The sequence below is a fragment of the Acinetobacter legionensis genome, from assembly GCF_057165765.1.
In genome coordinates this window covers 3,283,480-3,298,053 of sequence record NZ_CM169896.1, presented here as the reverse complement: position 1 = coordinate 3,298,053, position 14,574 = coordinate 3,283,480, and the positions used below count along the sequence as shown (strand labels likewise).

At 37.9% G+C, this 14,574-nt stretch carries 13 protein-coding genes, 4 tRNA genes and 1 other RNA gene; 10 read left to right on the top strand and 8 right to left on the bottom strand.

Annotated features, from left to right (window positions below; translation table 11 throughout):
• Positions 1-42 precede the first annotated feature (42 nt).
• Positions 43-1,356 carry a hypothetical protein gene (locus AC2G3J_RS14965; protein WP_336952744.1) on the top strand — a complete coding sequence of 438 codons (1,314 nt, stop codon included), beginning with the start codon at positions 43-45 and terminating at the stop codon, positions 1,354-1,356.
• A gap of 54 nt (positions 1,357-1,410) precedes the next feature.
• Here the strand turns inward: AC2G3J_RS14965 and smpB are convergent, their stop codons facing one another.
• Positions 1,411-1,887: an SsrA-binding protein SmpB gene (smpB, locus tag AC2G3J_RS14960; RefSeq protein ID WP_004722477.1), complete on the bottom strand. Its 477-nt coding sequence runs from the start codon at positions 1,885-1,887 to the stop codon at positions 1,411-1,413.
• A 159-nt stretch (positions 1,888-2,046) separates the two neighbouring features.
• Here smpB and coaD point away from each other — a divergent pair, with 159 nt between their 5' ends.
• The 4 genes from coaD to AC2G3J_RS14940 all read left to right on the top strand — a co-directional run bounded on the left by coaD (position 2,047) and on the right by AC2G3J_RS14940 (position 3,348).
• The gene (gene coaD, locus AC2G3J_RS14955; RefSeq protein ID WP_004722475.1) at positions 2,047-2,538 is read left to right on the top strand and encodes a pantetheine-phosphate adenylyltransferase; all 492 of its coding nucleotides are present in this window, start codon (positions 2,047-2,049) and stop codon (positions 2,536-2,538) included.
• A 1-nt stretch (position 2,539) separates the two neighbouring features.
• Entirely contained in the window at positions 2,540-2,803 is a 264-nt protein-coding gene (locus AC2G3J_RS14950) for a YfhL family 4Fe-4S dicluster ferredoxin (protein ID WP_336952742.1), read from the top strand.
• Positions 2,804-2,829: 26 nt separating this feature from the next.
• An RNA gene (rnpB, locus tag AC2G3J_RS14945) (RNase P RNA component class A) lies at positions 2,830-3,207 on the top strand.
• A gap of 64 nt (positions 3,208-3,271) precedes the next feature.
• Positions 3,272-3,348 (top strand) — tRNA-Met (locus AC2G3J_RS14940).
• 79 nt (positions 3,349-3,427) lie between these two features.
• Here AC2G3J_RS14940 and AC2G3J_RS14935 read toward each other — a convergent pair.
• A complete protein-coding gene (locus AC2G3J_RS14935; RefSeq protein WP_483770221.1) occupies positions 3,428-4,384 on the bottom strand; it encodes an RDD family protein in 957 nt (318 codons plus the stop codon).
• Positions 4,385-4,625: 241 nt separating this feature from the next.
• Positions 4,626-4,711: transfer RNA gene (locus tag AC2G3J_RS14930), tRNA-Leu, on the bottom strand.
• 216 nt (positions 4,712-4,927) lie between these two features.
• Here AC2G3J_RS14930 and AC2G3J_RS14925 point away from each other — a divergent pair.
• Positions 4,928-6,694, top strand: coding sequence for an alkaline phosphatase D family protein (locus AC2G3J_RS14925; RefSeq protein ID WP_483770220.1), 1,767 nt, complete (start codon positions 4,928-4,930; stop codon positions 6,692-6,694).
• 59 nt (positions 6,695-6,753) lie between these two features.
• Here the strand turns inward: AC2G3J_RS14925 and AC2G3J_RS14920 are convergent, their stop codons facing one another.
• The 3 genes from AC2G3J_RS14920 to AC2G3J_RS14910 all read right to left on the bottom strand — a co-directional run bounded on the left by AC2G3J_RS14920 (position 6,754) and on the right by AC2G3J_RS14910 (position 7,778).
• Complete coding sequence (locus AC2G3J_RS14920) at positions 6,754-7,485, bottom strand: hypothetical protein (protein ID WP_336952736.1); 732 nt, start codon at positions 7,483-7,485, stop codon at positions 6,754-6,756.
• A 123-nt stretch (positions 7,486-7,608) separates the two neighbouring features.
• Positions 7,609-7,694 (bottom strand) — tRNA-Leu (locus tag AC2G3J_RS14915).
• Between the two features lie 10 nt (positions 7,695-7,704).
• Positions 7,705-7,778 (bottom strand) — tRNA-Cys (locus AC2G3J_RS14910).
• Between the two features lie 152 nt (positions 7,779-7,930).
• Here AC2G3J_RS14910 and folD point away from each other — a divergent pair.
• The gene (gene folD / locus AC2G3J_RS14905) at positions 7,931-8,779 is read left to right on the top strand and encodes a bifunctional methylenetetrahydrofolate dehydrogenase/methenyltetrahydrofolate cyclohydrolase FolD (protein ID WP_336952734.1); all 849 of its coding nucleotides are present in this window, start codon (positions 7,931-7,933) and stop codon (positions 8,777-8,779) included.
• Between the two features lie 268 nt (positions 8,780-9,047).
• Complete coding sequence (locus AC2G3J_RS14900) at positions 9,048-9,716, top strand: class I SAM-dependent methyltransferase (protein WP_483770219.1); 669 nt, start codon at positions 9,048-9,050, stop codon at positions 9,714-9,716.
• Positions 9,717-9,756: 40 nt separating this feature from the next.
• On the opposite strand, the gene AC2G3J_RS14895 is transcribed toward AC2G3J_RS14900, so the two are convergent.
• Positions 9,757-10,182 carry a hypothetical protein gene (locus tag AC2G3J_RS14895; RefSeq protein ID WP_336952731.1) on the bottom strand — a complete coding sequence of 142 codons (426 nt, stop codon included), beginning with the start codon at positions 10,180-10,182 and terminating at the stop codon, positions 9,757-9,759.
• A 146-nt stretch (positions 10,183-10,328) separates the two neighbouring features.
• The gene (locus AC2G3J_RS14890; protein ID WP_483770218.1) at positions 10,329-11,648 is read right to left on the bottom strand and encodes an MFS transporter; all 1,320 of its coding nucleotides are present in this window, start codon (positions 11,646-11,648) and stop codon (positions 10,329-10,331) included.
• Between the two features lie 455 nt (positions 11,649-12,103).
• On the opposite strand from AC2G3J_RS14890, the gene AC2G3J_RS14885 reads away from it, so the two are divergent.
• On the top strand, positions 12,104-12,859 hold the full coding sequence (locus AC2G3J_RS14885) for a DeoR/GlpR family DNA-binding transcription regulator (protein WP_336952728.1): 756 nt from the start codon (positions 12,104-12,106) through the stop codon (positions 12,857-12,859).
• Between the two features lie 166 nt (positions 12,860-13,025).
• Positions 13,026-14,555 (top strand): glycerol-3-phosphate dehydrogenase, encoded by a 1,530-nt coding sequence (gene glpD / locus AC2G3J_RS14880; RefSeq protein ID WP_483770217.1) that lies wholly within the window; start codon positions 13,026-13,028, stop codon positions 14,553-14,555.
• Positions 14,556-14,574: the final 19 nt, after the last annotated feature.

Here is a 14,574-nt window from a genome sequence, read left to right as displayed (position 1 = left end):
TTCATATAGTTTTGACCAATAATAAAAAATTGAGCATATGATATGGATATTAAGGCTAGAAAAATTATTAAAATCATGAAGATGATTTTAATAAATGGTCTGTTGGTTACTCCGATTTATTGTTTTGCAAACACTTTGCAGTCTGAAGGATTAACCGAATTAACAGACAAGGAGCTTTCTAAAGTCAGTGGTCAGGCATTGATGAGTTTGAGTTATATTGCACCCAATGACTCGGTGAATAAGATGCAAGGACTAGGAGTTGGTTTTTATAAACTGGGCCTTGAAGCTGATCTTGAACTGAATGCCAATATTAAAAAACTACAATTGGGTTGTGGGGGCGCAAATGGTGCAGGTGGATGTGATATTGATATTGATAATTTGAGCCTTTCTGGTCTAGCAGATACCCGTGAAGGTCGTGTAGGTTCAAGTGCAAAACTGACTAATCCATTTATAGAATTTGCGATTAAAAATCCTGATACTGCTTCGACAAGAGAAGTGGTGGGTTTACGCTTAAGTGCTGAAAAAGCATTGGGTTTGTTAACAGCAGGTACTGAAAATTCAAACTCACCAAATGGTATTAATAGTCTAAGTGGTGCTTTAAAAATTAAAGCAACAACAGGCATTGCTAATACAACTGCAAGGAATTTACAATATGCTGATACAGATATGTCTATTAAAGGTAATATCAAACTAGGCATTCTTCCAACAGCAAGTTTTCAGACAAATGACTATAATCTAGGGCTACAATCTACTGGCGCTACATTAGCAATTAATGGGAAAACTTTATACGGAAATCGTATGAATAGTGCCCTTTTAACTGGAACAGCTAAAATTGATGAGCTATTTTTCAATGGTTCAATTAAGCCAATTCTTGCAGGTATTGATTTATCTTTTTTAACATTAAATGCCAGTGGGAGTATTTCTGGTTTAACTGCAAATTTAGATATTAATCAAAGCTTAGGATACATTCACAAGCTACAATTGAATAATCCATTTTCTTTATCATTACAGCAACAATCAGTGTGGTGGCCAAACGCGGAAATTGCAGCACAAAGAGGATGGTGGCTAGCAATTGAAGATGAAATTGATATTGGCAAAGTGACACCATCGAATACAATTGATGTGACGAATGATGTTTTGAAACAAGTTGTACCTAGTTTAAATGAATACCTTGCTAAATCTGAGAATACAGTGAAATGTCCTGGTGTAATAGGTTTATCTTGTATTGCGAGTGAGGTAGCAATTGGGGAAATTAATTTGTCTGGCTCAAATCCATTATATTTTCCGATTAAAGATTTGAAATTGGCAACTCAGGATTTTGCTCCTAACTGTTATGGTTCTTTAAAATTTTGTTAAAAGACTGCTGCAAGAAAAAACCTCCATTTGGAGGTTTTTTATATTAATAAGGCATTATTTATGCATGATTCGCGATTTATCACGTTGCCAATCACGATCTTTTTCAGTTGCACGTTTGTCATGTAACTGCTTACCTTTTACCAAAGCAATCTCCAGTTTTGCCAAATGACCTTTCCAGTAACATGCTAAAGGAACACAGGTATAACCTTTTTGATTGACAGCACCAAGTAACTTTTCAAGTTCACGACGCGAGAGCAACAGTTTACGCGTGCGTGTTGCTTCAGGGACTACATGAGTAGATGCTGAAAGTAAAGGTTGAATTTGAGCACCGAAGAGAAATGCCTCGTTATTTTTAAAAGTGATATAGCTTTCAGTAATGGTCATCCGTCCAGCACGTAATGACTTGACTTCCCAACCCTGTAAAGAAAGCCCAGCTTCAAATTTTTCTTCAATAAAATAATCGTGGCGTGCACGTTTATTTTGTGCAATCGTCCCACTATTATTTTTTTTAACGACAATGTTTTTCGACATAATACAAATATTCCAAGAATAGCCTTATTTTGCCTCAAACTTGGCTTCAGGTGAAGTCATTTCACAATTAAACCCCAAGCTAAATCAAAAGAGGTTATTCGCTAATATTTAAGTTTTTGATAAACTATAGCCCTACATAACAAACTAGAGTACAAATGGATGTCTAAAACTCGTGTCATCTATCCAGGAACTTTTGATCCAATTACCAATGGCCATGTTGACTTAGTCGCACGTGCTTCAAGAATGTTTGATGAAGTTGTGGTCGCAATTGCAATTGGACATCATAAAAACCCAGTCTTTAGTTTGGAAGAACGTGTAGAGTTAGCAAAGATATCCCTCAAACATTTACCCAATGTTGAGTTTGTCGGTTTTGATGGGTTATTGGTAAATTTTGCACGTGAACAACATGCTACAGCAGTGTTACGTGGCTTAAGGGCTGTTTCAGATTTCGAATACGAATTTCAACTTGCGAATATGAATCGTCAGCTTGATCATGATTTTGAAACAGTATTTTTAACACCATCAGAGCAATTTTCATTTATTTCTTCGACGATGGTTCGAGAAATAGCACGATTGAAAGGTGATGTGGCAAAGTTTGTTCCTCAATGCGTTGTCGAAGCCTTCCATCGTAAACATCAACAAGGTTGGTAGTGTGTCTTTAATTATCACTGATGAATGTATCAATTGTGATGTATGCGAGCCTGTATGTCCAAATGATGCCATTTTTATGGGGGAGGAGATTTATGAAATCCATCCGAACCTATGTACAGAATGCGTTGGGCATTTTGATCAACCACAGTGCGCGCTTTTCTGTCCAGTCGACTGTATTCCGCTCGATCCGAACCATGTAGAGAGCCAAGAAGATTTGATGGAAAAGTATAAAAAACTAATTGCTCAAAAAAGCGCAAGCAATTAGCCAAGAAATTTGTTAGGATACGCCCCGAAGTGAGCCAGACGATCGCTGCTGTGGAGATCTCCGTGATTGAAGCAGGGGAGGAAAGTCCGGGCTTCATAGGGCAAGGTGCCAGGTAACGCCTGGGCGGTGTGAACCGACGGAAAGTGCAGCAGAGAGTAGACCGCCTTCAATATCGTTTCTTTTCGGAGAAATGGAAGGTAAGGGTGAAAGGGTGCGGTAAGAGCGCACCGCATGGCTGGTAACAGTTCATGGCATGGTAAACCCCACCGGAAGCAAGACCAAATAGGGATCCTATAGGCATGGCCCATGCTGGATCCGGGTAGGTCGCTTGAGCGTATGAGTGATCATGCGCCTAGAGGAATGATCGTTCTAGACAGAACCCGGCTTATCGGCTCACTTCGATGAATTTTATTTTAATTAGTGCTTGACGTAATATTGTTTACAGCAGATAATGCGCGCACAGTTTTAGGCTATGTAGCTCAGTTGGTTAGAGCACCGCACTCATAATGCGGGGGTCACAGGTTCAAGTCCCGTCATAGCCACCATTTTTATAGACCACGTTTCCAAAAACGTGGTCTTTTTTTATCTTCCAGATTTAAACTTTACAAATGGGACTTGGTTTTGTTAAAAACCAAGGTTCAATCCCGTACTATCTCCAATATAGGTTAGGCTACTTTTATGTGTCTTTTTATAATCATAAAGTGTTGTTTTTGATAATTTCGCCAAACCAAATTGATAAGAAAAGTTAAATTGCACCTGATTGATGTTGTATTGCGTTAAAACTTCAGCGTGTTGTCGATCAATTTTTTCTAGCAATGTTTCAGCGCTATCAATGTTATCCAGATAATCTGGCTGATTTACATTTAAAATTAAAACCTGATTTGTGGATTCAGCCTCTCCGATGAAGGTATGACGACTTTCAACTTGAGCATTTTTAATGTCATGGGAGATTAAAGTAAAATCATTGGCTGACATTGCTTTGGTTTGGAAATAACCCCATAAATTGACGGAAAAAATAACAATTGTTAGCAGCGCAATGATGTAGTAATGAATATTCCATACAGCTTGACGTGGAATATTGGATTGAGCGTTTCTGAGTATTTGAGTTTCACTGAGTAGATCGTGAAGAGATTGTTGGCTATTTCCATTAAAAATTGCCAAATAGAAGCAGGCAAAAACGATACTTTGAAAAAAAGCCACAAGCAGACTGAGTAAAAGATGCTGAGTTGAATATGTTTGTAAATAACCTGCAAAGCAAAATGGAATGATAAAGATGCTTGATCTAACTAGAGAGCGCACAAATGGAATTGAAGCACCATTTAAGTCTTTTACCCTAATTTTACAAAGGATTTTCCCAATGGTTTTACCATTTCCTATCTGACTGTTAAAAGCAGCAAAATAAAATAGACAGAGGAGCGTGCCTATACATTGGAAAATAAAAGGAGAATTTTCAAAATAGGGGTACAGTATTTTGCCCGTCACTAAACTGGCTACGCCGACGGTAATACAGTCGATGATAAATGCGAATAATCGAGGAAATATAGGGGCGGCTTTTTGAGTTTCAGTAGTAATTTTAGACATGGGTTTGGTTTAATTAAGTTTATGAAAATATTAATAATTAATGTAAATTTAACGTATTATAGGGTTTTTAATGAAAAATAACCAGAAAAATATTACTGAGCTATCACGCTTTTTAGCAAGATGTATTGAACTTTGAGTTATATTTTAAATTAGCAATTTATAGTTGATTTACAAATTTAAGGCATAAAAAAACCAGCTTATCGCTGGGTTCTTTATTGCACCATTTTAATAAGACTTAAAATGGTGCCCGAGGCCAGACTCGAACTGGCACGCTTTGTGGGCGGGGGATTTTAAATCCCCTGTGTCTACCGATTTCACCACTCGGGCATGTGCGCAATAATAAAGGACAGTTTTTCTCTTGGCAAGCGTATTTATGTCGATTTGCTTTCTTTTCAATCAATTCATGTGCTTATGTTTGAAAATAAAGCATTTTAAGCCGTTAAATGAGTATTTTGTCATGATTTTTTCATCAATTTGAGATTAAAGCGAAATATTAAGCCTTTAAATTGATTGGATAAAAAAACTTAGAGGAAATCAACTTCAATGCCAAACTCAATTTCACGCCGTGAACTTATTCAAAAGTCATTAGCCAGTTTTGGGGCATTATCTATACCAGTGTCGTTGACTGCTTGTGGCAGTGATAATAACGATTCAACATCTCCTACAATAAAAGTTGAATTTTTGCATGGTGTTGCCAGTGGAGACCCGTTAAAAGATCGTGTGATTTTGTGGACACGTATTACGCCACAGGATACGTCTTTGCGTTTAGAAGTGGTTTGGGAAATTGCCACAGACGATAAATTTACTCAAGTGATCAATACTGGAAAAGTACAAACAGCATCAGCTCAGGATTTTACTGTTAAGGTCGATGCAGACAAGCTTAAGTCTGGGCAAACTTATTATTATCGTTTTAAATTTGGTTCGGTGATTTCGCCAGTAGGACGTACCAAAACATTACCTGAAACTGCCAGTTCTGTGCAGTTTGCGGTGTGTTCATGTTCAAATTATCCTGCTGGCTATTTTTATGTATATAAAGAAATGGCAAAACAAGAGGTCGATGCGATTATCCATTTGGGGGATTACATCTATGAATATGGTAAAGATGGGTATGCCACAGAAGAGGCGGTAAGGCTGGGTCGTACACTGGCTGCAGACAATGATAAAGAAATTATCAAGTTGGACGATTACCGTAAGCGTTATGCTCTTTACCATACTGACAACGATCTACAGGCTGCGCATGCACGACATCCTTTTATCGTGATTTGGGACGACCATGAACTGGCAAATGATGCATGGAAAGAGGGTGCAGAGAATCATCAAGCCAATGAGGGAAATTTCTTAGACCGTAAATTGGCAGCTTTACAGGCTTATTTTGAATGGATGCCGATTCGTCCTGTATCTGCAACAGATCATTTAAATATTTATCGCCAGTTTGATTTTGGTTCATTGGTACAATTAACTATGTTGGATACGCGTATTTTGGCACGCGACAAACAACTCAATTATGCCAACTATATGACGGCTTCTGGTTTAGATATTGCTAAATTTCAGACAGATTTAACCAGTACTACGCGTACACTGATGGGGTATACCCAGCGTGAGTGGCTACAAAAGAAACTGGCACAATCTACAGCTACTTGGAATGTGTTGGGGCAGCAAGTTTTGATGGCAAAAATGTTAATTCCTGCAGAATTGCTATTGTCATTATCTGCAATTACCAGTGGAAATGTTACTGCCGAAACTTTAGCAAAAATGAATCAACAGATCATCGAGTTAGTTACTTTAAAAGTCCGTTTGAAAGGTGGTGATCCAACATTAACTGCTGCAGAAAAAGCCCGTGTGACCACAGTTGCACCCTATAATTTGGATGCTTGGGATGGCTACTATGCAGAACGTGAAATTTTATATGGCACACTCAAAGCATTAAATAAGAAAGTTGTAGTGTTGGCTGGGGATACGCATAATGCATGGTCTGCTGACTTGCATACTCAAACGGGTGATTTTGTTGGGGTTGAATTGGCAACCAGTTCGGTCTCTTCACCAGGGATGGAAAAGTATTTAAGTATTCCTTTGGCACAGCTACAACAATTTGAAATGGCATTCACCACGCTCATTGATGAATTGAATTACACCAATTTAAATCAGCGTGGTTACTTAAAAGTCAGCTTTACAGCACAGCAAGTGCAAGCGGATTGGATTTTCGTAAATAACATCAAGGAAAAAACCTATTCAGTGGATACGGCTCGTGCCCATCAAGTGGTTTTAAATAACAATTTGGTTGATGTAAAGACTATTCAGAAAAGTGCATAAATTTTCTAGCCTAAAAAAGCCGAGTTTAGATCGCTCGGCTTTTTAACGTGATAGATGGATTACATCATACTGTCCATATAGGCATCTAAATCTTCATATTTATAGGTTTTACACATTTCATTTTCATATTTTAATAGTTCTAAATGTAACTCTAAAAACTTCACTAAACGCTTTTGATAAAATTGATATTTCTCAGAATCTTTAGTCAAGAATCGCATTTTGAATTTTGCTTTTTTAGCCTGTTTATAAGCCCATAAACAGGTTTTTCGAATTTGTTGTAATTGATAATATTCGGTGTCTTTGGTGCTATCTCTAAATAAATTTTCTTTATAAAATTTGACAAAACCAAAGCTCATTGCAAAGAAAAATAACAGACCTTGCAGCAGGGTACTTTCTATAAAATAAAGATTGAGTGCTTGGAGGACGATCAGTACCGCAAGCTTAAGCGGAATATTATTGAGTTGTTGGTATAAATGAGTCGAACTGTGTTTTATTTGTTTGATAATGATGGGAACAATAATCATAAAAAATAACATAATCGCTAAAGCGGCAATGCCATTGGCTTGAAAGCTATCGAATTTAGGAAAATGATTTGCAATATACTGACCTAAACTAAAGTAGATGCTGCAAAAAATCATAATCGACAAAATCCAAGGAATAAACTCCTTTGCTTCATCTAAAAGCCCTTTGGTTTTAATTTGACTATAAAATAGAAAGTTGCGCTTAAATGCTTGTGGGTATTGTTGTTGTAATTGATTTAAATAGAGGGAAACTTGCTTGTTTTGAATCATATAGGCTTCGCTTATCTAAATTTCACTTTGGATATTAACATAAAAAACAATATAAAATTTTAGGCATAAAAAAACCAGCTTATCGCTGGGTTCTTTATTGCACCATTTTAACAAGAATTAAAATGGTGCCCGAGGCCAGACTCGAACTGGCACGCTTTGTGGGCGGGGGATTTTAAATCCCCTGTGTCTACCGATTTCACCACTCGGGCTTTACAAGATTGGAGGCGGAGGTCGGAATCGAACCGGCGTACACGGAGTTGCAGTCCGCTGCATGACCACTCTGCCACCCCGCCATGTCTTGGTGATGCACATATTAGCAATCTTTGAAAAAAAAACAATACTATAATTCATGCATATGCACATAAATTCAGCATATGGAAGAAAATTGTCTAAATAATCATGTATTATTTGCAAAATTGATTCATATCTACTTTGGAGATGTGCCGTGGCATTGGTATTGGATGGTCGCGCATTAGCGAAACAAATTGAAGCAGACTTGTTGACTCGTGTTGAAGCTATAAAAGCAAAAACAGGTCGTACCCCAATTTTAGCGACTATTTTAGTGGGTGATGATGGTGCATCTGCGACATACGTACGCATGAAAGGAAATGCTTGCCGTCGTGTTGGTATGGATTCTTTAAAAGTAGAGTTAGGTAAAGAAACCACGACTGAACAATTGTTAGCTGAAATTGAAAAATTAAACGACAATCCTGATGTTCACGGGATTTTGCTACAACATCCTGTGCCTGAACAAATTGATGAGCGTGCTTGTTTTGATGCCATTTCACTTCAGAAAGATGTAGATGGCGTAACTTGCTTAGGTTTCGGCCGTATGGCAATGGGTGAGGTTGCTTATGGTTCGGCAACACCTGCAGGTATCATGACAATTCTTGAAGAAAATAAGATTGAAATCGCGGGCAAACATGCTGTTGTGGTGGGGCGTTCGGCTATTTTAGGTAAACCGATGGCAATGATGCTACTTCAAGCCAATGCAACAGTTACAATCTGTCATTCTCGCACACAAAATCTTGCTGAATTGGTAAAACAAGCGGATATTGTTGTTGGTGCAGTCGGTAAAGCTGAATTAATCCAAAAAGATTGGATTAAGCAAGGTGCTGTTGTGGTTGATGCCGGTTTCCATCCTCGTGAAGGTGGTGGTGTGGGTGATATCCAATTGGTTGGTATTGAAGAGGTAGCTGCAGCTTATACGCCAGTTCCAGGTGGCGTAGGCCCGATGACGATCACAACGTTGATTCGTCAAACTGTGGAAGCTGCTGAAAAGGCGTTAACTTAAGTTTTAATTTATTCTGAGTACAGTGAAAGCCATGCATTCACTGTGCTTAAATCTAGCCTACATTTACACAGCGATATTTATTTTTCAGTAAAAGTAGGCAACATTGTCATTGGCTTAACGCGTTTAAGATGTACTTTTAAGTATTTATATTCGAGATTCAATAAGAAGTATTGTCTCAAACCTTAGCACATGACGTTACTGTCTATCGAATATGAGGAAGAAGCTGTATTTCCTCAATATCAAAATAATAATTTTGGTCATATTTTGCATGAGCTGTACTTATCAATTTCCTAAAGCCCCACAACATTTACTTGATGCTTTGCATGAAGTAATTCCTCAATGCGAATTATTGGCGCAGCAGTTGCCTGAAAGCCCAATTTCGTTATGGTTGATTCCACCTGTTTTTCCAACAGATCGTTTGGATGATGAGGTGATTCGCCGTATTTGGAATGATACACCGTATTGGATTTTTTGCTGGGCTTCAGGTTTAGCAATGGCACAATGGCTGATTGCAGAGCCACAGCATGTAAAAGATAAAATAGTGCTGGATTTTGGTGCTGGATCAGGCGTCGTTGCAATTGCAGCCAAAATGGCAGGTGCAAAACGTGTCATCTGTTGCGATATCGACCCAATTAGTTTGGATGCTTGTCGCGAAAATGCTTTGCTTAATGATGTAGAGCTTGAATATCTAGATGATTTATATAAATCAGAACAGGTTGATGTCTTATTAGCAGCAGATGTTTTATATGATCAATCTAACCGTTTCTTTTTAGATCAGTTTTTAAAATTTTCAACAGAAGTATGGGTGGCAGATAGCCGAGTGAAAAACTTTAGTCATCCAAATTACCAAAAATTGGATGAACGAAGCGCCACCACTTGGCCTGATTTAGATGAAGCCAAAGAATTCAGAAATGTGAGTTTTTATAAGACGCTATGACAGCGTCTTATTTTATTCTGTGATTTACACCTATCTAAAATCAAGAACAGGTATAACGTACAACATGTAAAGTGCTTGGACGGGTATCTAATGCTTGGCGTGTTGCATAATCTTCACTGTTATTTAGACTTGGTGTATTAGAAAGCCCAAATGATGTACGGCTATGTCCAAGTTGAACGCCAGCCTGATCTTTTGCTATTTGCGGATTGATAATTTCATTGGTGCTTAATACAGAAATTTTATAGTTTTTGTTTGCACCCAAAACTTTTTGACATGCACGCTGTAATTTATCAGCATCCAAATCACGATCTGCACGACCTGAAAGGGTGTATGCCAGTGTTGCACTATCTGCTGTTTGATTTTCAATCTGATAACCTGTTACGCCATTGTATTGACGAGGGGTTGTTTGACATGCAGATAAAGCTAAAACGATTAATCCTAAACCTGCATAAGTGATTTTTTTCATCTTTTAAAGTCCTAGCTTTTTGAATTATTTTTAGTATGCCATAGCTTTGCAATTTTCACGATAAGTGAATTGCGTAAATAAAACAGCTTTTTCATGTAAATAAAAAAGCTGTTTTAAATGAATTAGATTGCAAACTATACTTTGAATTAATCATCCGTAATCAGACTATGTTTTTTGCTATCTTTCATAAAAACATAGGTGATTAGAGATAAACTGATCATAAAGGTAATGTAATAGAAGAAATAGTTTTCATGCCCAGCATTTTTAAAGCTTAACGCAACTAATTCAGCCGTACCACCAAACACAGTGTTGGCAAGTGCATAAGGTAAGGCTACACCTAAAGCACGAATATGCGGTGGAAATAATTCAGCTTTTACAACCGCATTAATGGCTGTATATCCAGTTACAATGACCATACCACTCATACATAAGAAGAAAGCCGTTTTAGGATCCGTTGTCGAGCCTAAACTATTGAAAATAGGAACGGTAAATAACACACCGAGTACACCAAAAGTGATCATAATCGGTTTACGACCAATTTTGTCAGAAAGTGCACCCACTGCAGGCTGAATCAACATAAAAATAAAGATTGCGGCTGTGGTAATTTCAGTTGCGGTGGTTTTTTCAAAGCCAGAAGTGTTAACTAAATATTTTTGTAAATAAGTCGTAAATGTATTGAAAGCTAAGGTGCCGCCCGCAGTTAGCATAATCACTGTAAATGCTTGTTTAGGATACTTGGTGAATAAAGCCAAAGCACCAGATGTTTCACCGCCATTTTTTGCTTGTTGTTGCGCTTGTTTAGATGATTCTGTTTCAACGAGACCACGACGAATCCAGAACACAACAATTGCGAGTAATGCACCAATAAAGAAAGGAATACGCCATCCCCAAGCATGTAAGGATTCTTCAGAAAGATTATGTTGCAGGATAATCAGTACGCAGAGTGCAAGTAATTGACCTGAGATCAGAGTAACATATTGGAAACTTGAGAAAAAGCCACGATGATTTTTACCCGCCATTTCAGTTAAATAGGTGGCACTTGAGCCATACTCACCACCAACACTTAAACCTTGTAATAAACGCGCAAATAAAAGCAGTGCAGGAGCAAACATCCCAACTGAATCATAAGATGGCGCACAAGCAATGATTAATGAGCCAATACACATCAATGAAACAGAAAGTGTTAAGCCGGCTTTGCGACCTTTACGGTCAGCATAAATGCCCATGATCCATGCACCGATCGGACGCATTAAAAAGCCTAAAGCGAAAACTGCAGCAGCTTGGAGAAGTTTGACGGTTTCATTACCTTCAGGAAAGAACACAGGCGCAAAATAGAGGGTAAATGCGGCATATACATACCAATCATACCATTCGACTAAATTACCAGCTGAGCCACCTAGTATAGATTTGAAACGAGTTTTTCTATCAAGTTGCGAAGTGGCAGCTTGAGGAGATGAATTGGACAAGGCAATTCTCCAAAAGAATATGCAAAATACAGCCTGTTTAACTTTCATTTTGGATGAAAATCAAAGAAGAAAATCAAACAGAGAGAATTTAAGTAAGTATGACGAGGGGGTACAAATAATTACAATGGTCGTTATACGCTTGAATGAAAGCAGACCTTATTAGACTTTGGTCTTAGCTGTGTTGAGAGCTCATTATTGTTCCAAGATGAGAAATTCTATAAATAAATGAATATTTTTTTAAAACAGGCATTTAATTTTAAATATTTTATAAATTATAAGAATTTATCTCAAAGTTAAAGCCTATTTATTTGCGTCTAAATGTATGGAATATAAACAATTTAGTAAGCTGAGTTGGATGAATTTAAGAATTTAATCTAGTCGTACAGTAAGTAGTCATGCTATTTATAGTAGCTAAATGTTCATTTTTGAAAATAAAACAATAAGGTTTCACATCTATGGACTTAATGATTCGACAACAGCAAACATTAGCATTGGTTAAGGCTCGGGGCTACATCAGTATTGATGAGATTGCACAGCATTTTGCAGTTACCCCGCAAACTGTACGGCGAGATATCAATCAATTGGCAGATGCCGGACTATTACGTCGTTATCACGGTGGTGCTGCAGTAGACTCAAGCGTTACCAATACAGCATATAGTCAACGGATCAGCCATAATTTAGCTGCAAAACAGCGCATTGCAACAGCTGTTGCAAAAGCAATTCCAGATCATGCATCTTTGTTTATCAATATTGGTACAACGACCGAAGCTATTGCCCATGCTTTATTGCAACATCGCGGTTTAAAAGTGATTACCAATAATTTAAATGTGGCAAAAATTTTGAGTATTAACGATGATTTTGAAGTGCTGATCGCCAGTGGGAAAGTGCGCCCTGATGGAGGCGTGATTGGGCAAGCCACCTCCGAATTTTTTAAGCAGTTTAAAGTTGATTATGCCTTGATTGGTATCAGTGGAATTGATGAAGATGGAACGATGCTCGATTTCGATTTTCAAGAAGTGTCAGTCTCGCAAGAAATTATTCTAGGTGCTCGGCAGGTATTTTTAGCAGCAGATGAGAGCAAGTTCGGTCGCCATGCAATGATGCGCTTAGGCCATCTTTCTGAAATAGATCGGCTTTTTACCAATAAAACCCCCACTGAAAATTATTTAAAACAAATTCATGCAGCAGAAGTAGCTTTAACTGTGGTTTAGGCTAAGTTTTAAACCCATAGTGAAAACATGATAAACGTGAAATTGATCATTTTTTGATAGACATTGATTAAAAAACTATCTATTATTTTCTTAAATGAAAACAAATGAAAATATATTTTCAAAAATGATTGTGAATATATGCAAATGATCAAAGGTGGTGGCGTTTATGACACAAATCAATGAGCAACAAGCTTACTATGATATTGCTGTAATTGGTGGTGGAATAAATGGTGTTGGTATTGCCAATGATGCTGCTGGGCGTGGTTTATCTGTGTTCTTGTGTGAAAAAGATGATTTAGCCAGCCATACTTCGTCTGCAAGCAGCAAGTTGATTCATGGTGGTCTGCGTTATTTGGAACATAAAGAATTTCGTTTAGTCCGAGAGGCTTTAGCGGAGCGAGAAGTCTTACTAGCAAAGGCACCACATATCATTCGCCCTATGCGTTTTATCATGCCACATCAGCCTCATTTACGTCCTGCTTGGCTGATTCGTACGGGTCTGTTTTTATATGATCATTTGGGTAAAAGAGAGAAGCTTGCAGGTTCACATTTGGTTGAGTTTGACCCTAATACCAGCCCACTAAAAACAGCGTTCAAACGGGGTTTTGAATACTCAGATTGTGCTGTAGATGATTCACGCTTAGTGATTTTAAATGCGATGCAAGCACGTGAGAAAAATGCCACTGTGGTGACCCAAACACGCTGTATTTCAGCACAACGAGAACATGGCTTGTGGACTATTCAGTTTGAAAATGAACAGGGTATTTATCACATACAAGCGAAGGCTTTGGTCAATGCTGCAGGACCTTGGGTTGCACAATTCATTAAGCAAGAGCTTCAGTTAAAATCACAATATGGGATTCGTTTAATTCAAGGCAGTCATATTATTGTGCCGAAAATCTATGACGGTGATAAAGCCTTTATTATGCAAAATGATGATCAACGTATCGTGTTTGCAATTCCTTATCTCAATCAATACACCATGATTGGCACAACTGACCGTGAATATTTAGCAGATCCGAATAATGTTGAAATTAGTCAGCAAGAGATTGATTATCTGCTTGATGTATCCAATGATCATTTTAAAGTGCAACTAACTCAAGCCGATATTATTCAGACATTCTCAGGGGTACGCCCGTTGTGTGATGATGAGTCTGATAATCCAGCAGCAATTACCCGTGATTACACTTTGGCTTTATCGCAAGATCATGAAAATGATGCACCATTACTTTCTGTGTTTGGTGGGAAGTTAACCACCTATAGACGCTTGGCTGAATCTGCAATGGAGCATTTGCAGAAGTTTTTCCCTAAAGCTGGAAAACCTTGGACTGGAAAATCCTTGTTGCCAGGTGCTGAGAATTTAATTTCTGTTGATGGGTTGGTTTTAGAAATTCAAAATAAAATCAAAGGGCTTGATCATGAAACTTCAAGCCGCTGGGCACATGCCTATGGAACCTATACATGGAAATTTTTAAATCATTCGACATCTGTTCATGAACTTGGTCAAGATTTTGGACATGGTTTATATGCCCAAGAGGTTGATTATTTGGTTGATCATGAGTGGGCGATCACCAGTCAGGATATTTTAAAGCGCCGTACCAAGTTATATTTAAAATTTACAGAAACTGAAATTCAAGTACTGGATGAATATTTGCTTGAATTGCATGAACGCCGCGTACAGAGAAATGTTGCCTAAGCAAAAATGGAAATATATT